Origin of the sequence: Robertmurraya sp. DFI.2.37, from assembly GCF_029211245.1 — a bacterium.
Lineage (GTDB): Bacteria > Bacillota > Bacilli > Bacillales > Cytobacillaceae > Robertmurraya > Robertmurraya methanolica_A.
In genome coordinates, this window is record NZ_JARGEJ010000616.1 from 1 (window position 1) to 302 (window position 302).

Sequence of the window (302 nt, forward strand, 5' to 3'; positions counted from 1 at the left end):
ATTTCGGTACGGCCTGAGCCCATTAATCCTGAGAAACCAAGAACTTCACCTTTACATACCTCAAAATTGATATTTTCAAATTTGCCTTTATGTGTTAAATCTTTAACCGATAACACCACTTCTCCAGGTTTCACATCAACTCTCGGAAATCGGTCATCTAGGTCATATCCAACCATCATGCTGACAATTTCATCAAAATTTGTTTCTGTAATTGTCTTCTGACCAATGAAAGCCCCATCACTCATAATTGTGATTTCATCACATAATTCAAATATTTCTTCCATACGGTGAGATATATATAC

At 35.8% G+C, this 302-nt stretch carries 1 pseudogene; it reads right to left on the bottom strand.

Annotation, left to right across the window (positions count from 1 at the left end):
• Positions 1–302 (bottom strand): annotated as a pseudogene (locus PZE06_RS27930) (D-xylose ABC transporter ATP-binding protein); the annotation flags it as partial.